Here is a 4,894-nt window from a genome sequence, read left to right as displayed (position 1 = left end):
ACCTCCCAAGCAACAGATTTTATATTTAATCTGTCTACTTTAGAGGTATCATATCAAAGAGATGAGATGCTTTTAGTCTATACCCCTCAACAAACCATTTATACACTATAGTGAACCAGTGAATTCAAGTGCATATATATTATAGCAGTTTTTTATTCACTTTTTGCTTTTTTGCTACGAGTGGTCATATTTTGTCAACGAGTGGTCAAAATTTTACATTATATTTATAATTTTCATATATTTTAAATTTACCAACTACATTTTTTGCAGATACCAGTGTATGTATATTTCGCACACTTGCATTATCCCAATTTTTTTTGTAATATTATCTATAAACGAATTTCATATTGATTATACTTTATTATCGGAGGATTTTTATGCGACTTAGAAATGTAAAGGGTTCTCAGGAAAAGATTCTTGAAAATCCCTATACTATACAGACTGATGGTACAAATGGCGAAGATTACAGGGGGCTTTGGAGAAAGAATATTTTTAAGAACGACAATCCTATCCATATTGAGATTGGTATGGGTAAGGGACAGTTCATTATGGGACTTGCCAAAAGCAACCCTGACATAAATTATATCGGTATTGAAAAATATTCAAGCGTTCTTGTGCGTGCTCTTGACAAGAGGGAAAACCTTGAGACTGACAATCTTATGTTTTTAAGAATGGATGCTGAGGATATTGCCGAATACTTTGCTCCCGAAGAAGTTTCCAGAATTTATTTGAACTTTTCAGATCCTTGGCCTAAAGACCGCCATGCAAAAAGACGGCTTACCTCTTCCCAGTTTCTCGAAAGATATGATAAGATTCTTGCCAAGGACGGACATATACAGTTTAAGACAGACAACCGCCCTCTTTTTGATTTTTCTCTTGAGGAGATAAAGGAAGCTGGATGGACTATTGATATGTATGATTTTGACTTACACAAAGATGGCCCTGCTAAAGACAATATCATGACGGAATATGAAGAAAAATTCTTCAATCAGGGCAAATCTATATGTAAACTTATATGCCACAGAGATTAATATAAAAAATACTGCTAATGCGTCATCTACAAAATTAAAGAGCCACACAATTACCCTTGGGTGATGATGTGGCTCTTTAATCAGGTGCTGTGGATGGAGCCAGTAGCTAATTGTGCGTAGCAAAAATTTTATATGAGCAAGCAGCGAAGTGGATTACGAATATCCTTGACATCAATATAACATCACATAATATTTAAAGGCTGCCGTTATCTTAATTGATATACTCACTTTTAGTAGTAAGTGATTTTTATTATTTCGCTTATCTACCTTAAAAAGAATCATATCAAATATTACGGCAGCCTATATTCTCTTTTTTCTATTCTTCCAATGCCTCTACTTTTTTCCCACGCAGTCTGTATGAGATTATCTTATTTAAAAGAAATGCAAATACTGCTACTACTGGCACTCCGATAAACATTCCGACTACTCCAAAGTATGCTCCTCCGACTGTTATTCCGAATATTACCCATATCGGGCTAAGTCCTGTTGACTGTCCCAAAAGTCTTGGTCCTAAGATAAGTCCATCAAACTGCTGAAGTGCAAATATCATAACCACAAATATAAGTGCATCTTTCGGATTTGTACAAAGATATATCAATACCCCCGGTACTGCTCCGATAAATGGTCCGAAATATGGTATCATATTTGTTATTCCGACTATTACACTTATAAGCACTGTGTATGGCAGGTGTAAAATATTCATTATGACAAAGCACAGGCAGCCGATTATAAGCGAGTCGATTGCTTTGCTTATTAGAAATGCACTGAATATCTCATTACATTCTCCAAATGTCTTACAGATAGTATTTCCTTTACTTTCACTGAATATCGAATATACAAGTCTTTTTCCCTGATGTTTAAATATCTCTCTTTCAACTATCATATATACTGAAATTATCAGTGCAAGCAGGATATTTATCACAACTTTCACTATGGAAACTGATACCGAAAATACCATAGGTATCACATTTCCTACTACATTTGTTCCATATTTGATAAGGTTTGGAACCATCTCATTTAACCTCTCGCTTATATAATCAGTATCTATCTCCGGATATTTATCGTGCAGTTCAGCAAGAAGTTTAAGAGTCTTATCGTACACAACAGGTATATTTCCCGTAAGCTCTGCTATACTGTCTCCTATCTGTGGGATTACAAATACAAACGCTACAGTGATAAAACCGATAAGTAACACATACGACAGCAGCAACGATAACATCTTTACTGCCTTTTCACCTTTTTTCCCTTTGACATGCTTATCAAACATTCCATATATCTTTTCAAACAACGGTGACACAAAATAAGCAATGATAACTGCCACGAAGAATGGCGATAAGACTTTACAGAAATTCATCACAAACGCTTTTGTCGCTCCCCAGTTCTGAAGCATTATAAATATGATTGCTCCCCAAAATATGACAAACAATGCATACAGACATACTTTAAGATATTTTTTGTCAAAGTTAAACCATCCTATTGTTTCCCTCTCAGATTTTCCATGAAGGAGATACAATTTTTTCTCATTGTGCATACTGCCCTCAACATTTTTATTATCCTCATATTCGTCAATATGCTTTTTTTCTAAAATCTTCTCAGAATTTTTCTGGGATTCCTCTGTGTTTTGACTTTTCTGCCGTTTTCTCTTTTCTTTTTCATCATCGACCATAATATACTCCTCATCTGATTTTTATATCACTTTAATGTTTTTGTTCTTTGTATTATAATAATAACAAATCACAGCTATTTTAAAAGTACTGTTTTGCAAAATTAAGCAAATTTTAATTTTATCAGCTTTATAAGGAATTACGGTACAAAAGAATGTGACAAAAATTTTATCAAAACAATGGAGGTAATATAATTATGGCAGACGCACTTATTTTTTTAGCACCGGGGTATGAGGAAGTTGAAATGCTTACAGTCGTTGATATGGTCAGACGCGCCGGACTCGTGATAGATATGGTTTCCATCACTGACACTTTGGAGGTTACAAGTTCACACAATGTTACTATCAAAGCCGATAAACTTTTTAAAGATGCCGATTTTGAGAGTGCAAAGATGATCATTCTTCCGGGCGGTATTCCAGGAACACCAAATCTTTTAGCTTACAAGCCTCTCACTGACAAGATTTTGGAATTTAAGGAAAACGGCAAACTTCTTTCTGCCGTTTGTGCTGCTCCTACTGTTTACGGGGAACTCGGTCTTTTAAAGGACCACAAAGCTACATGCTATCCGGGACTTGATTCAAAACTTAACTGTGCAGAGTATCTTGAAGAACCTGTCGTTATAGACGGTCAGTTCACAACGAGCCGAGGAATGGGTACATGCATAGAATTTGCAGGTGCTATCATAACACGCCTTAAAGATAAGGAAACAGCCGAGGATGTAAAGAATAAGATAATTTACAACGCATAATAATATTCTGCAAATGTAACTCAAATAAATGTTCGCCAAAACTATATAACATATGGCAGCCCGTAAAATATTGATGTAGTATAACGAAAAATATATAATCAAAAATGATAACTCCCTAAGCTGTCTATAACAACTTAGGGAGTTTGTTATTATTCTTTAATCATATTATTTAAATTTAACTGTCTTGTTCTGCTTTGCAAGTAATTTCTTGTTTGCTGCTGCAGATGTTCCTTTAACTTTAACCGTCTTGCAACCCTTGAAAGAATCTTTTGCTACTGAGCTGAGTTTTGCTCCAAATGTTACTGTGCTAAGTTTTTTACAGTTTACAAATGTATCTTTTGCAATTGATTTAACATTCTTTCCAAATGTTACTGCCGTAAGTTTTGATGCCCCTTTAAACGTTCCTGCTGCAACGCCTGAAACTGTGTATGCTGCATCTGAATCTTTTATCGTATCTGCAACTTTAACTGTCTTTGCTGCCTTATTAACACCTACGACCTGAACTTTTCCGTTAGTTGTCTTGTCTAATCCTTCTGTGTATTTAGCTGTTGTAGTTACTTTATATGTAACACCGTCTTTTACGATTGTCTTTCCTTTTGCAAGTCCGACTGTTTCTGCTGTATAAGATTTGTCAAAATCAATACCTTTTACATCAAATGTGATAGAAAGACTTTTTGATGGCAATACAGTCGAGAGATCCTCATTTACTTTTTTGCTTGGGTTTCCATACTGACATGTGCTCATCATCATATAATGATCATAATTGTCATATTTCTGCTCGCCTTTTTCCTGTGTTGCAACTACTTTACCGTCAACAGAGTATTTAACATTCGTAAATTCAACGCCCGTCATTGCAAGAGGAATATCTGTTGTTATAAACGCCATGTTCATAGCTGTCTGGTTTGAAAGATCAATCCCATCAATTGTGATAGTATATGTGCCATTCTCAGTAATGTCTGCATTTGTGATAGTCGCATCCTGTTTACCGGAATTGCTGTTCATATACTGTGTGAGATAATCGTAATTTTTTGAATTTATACCATTGTCTGCATCTTCAATAGCATTTCTGAATATCCAATCCGGTGTACCCGCTGCCTGAAAACCAAGATATGCATGATATGTGTGTTTACCTGCTGCCTCTGTAGTGCCCGCTGTGTCTGTTGTCTCTTCTGCTGATGCCACATTTGATACAGCTCCAAGTGAAACTGCCATTGCAGCAGAAAGTGCTACTGATAAAATGCTTTTGATTTCTTTTCTCATAAAAATTTCCTGCCTTTCAATACTTTAGTAAAGTATATCTCTTTTACTTTTGTATATATTATAGCAGTTCAATGTTTGTAAAAAACCACACTAAATTTCATTTATATTGCATAAAAAATTCCATTCTCATACCAGTGTATTGTATCATTGATATTTCGCTAAATAACTTGTGTAAATTTCCATCTGCTGCG

At 35.1% G+C, this 4,894-nt stretch carries 4 protein-coding genes; 2 read left to right on the top strand and 2 right to left on the bottom strand.

Annotated features, from left to right (window positions below; translation table 11 throughout):
* The first annotated feature begins 377 nt into the window (after positions 1–377).
* A complete protein-coding gene (gene trmB / locus KQI69_RS09245; RefSeq protein ID WP_216565097.1) occupies positions 378–1,031 on the top strand; it encodes a tRNA (guanosine(46)-N7)-methyltransferase TrmB in 654 nt (217 codons plus the stop codon).
* Positions 1,032–1,347: 316 nt separating this feature from the next.
* Here the strand turns inward: trmB and KQI69_RS09240 are convergent, their stop codons facing one another.
* On the bottom strand, positions 1,348–2,697 hold the full coding sequence (locus tag KQI69_RS09240) for an AI-2E family transporter (RefSeq protein ID WP_216565096.1): 1,350 nt from the start codon (positions 2,695–2,697) through the stop codon (positions 1,348–1,350).
* 194 nt (positions 2,698–2,891) lie between these two features.
* On the opposite strand from KQI69_RS09240, the gene KQI69_RS09235 reads away from it, so the two are divergent.
* Positions 2,892–3,443, top strand: coding sequence for a DJ-1 family glyoxalase III (locus KQI69_RS09235; RefSeq protein ID WP_216565095.1), 552 nt, complete (start codon positions 2,892–2,894; stop codon positions 3,441–3,443).
* Positions 3,444–3,608: 165 nt separating this feature from the next.
* Here KQI69_RS09235 and KQI69_RS09230 read toward each other — a convergent pair whose 3' ends face one another.
* A complete protein-coding gene (locus tag KQI69_RS09230; protein ID WP_216565094.1) occupies positions 3,609–4,703 on the bottom strand; it encodes a leucine-rich repeat protein in 1,095 nt (364 codons plus the stop codon).
* Between the last annotated feature and the right edge of the window lie 191 nt (positions 4,704–4,894).

Source organism: Eubacterium sp. MSJ-13 (genome assembly GCF_018918235.1).
Taxonomy (GTDB): Bacteria; Bacillota; Clostridia; order Lachnospirales; family Lachnospiraceae; genus Butyribacter.
The sequence above is the reverse complement of the archived record's forward strand: the minus strand, read 5'-3'. Positions and strand labels throughout refer to the sequence as shown.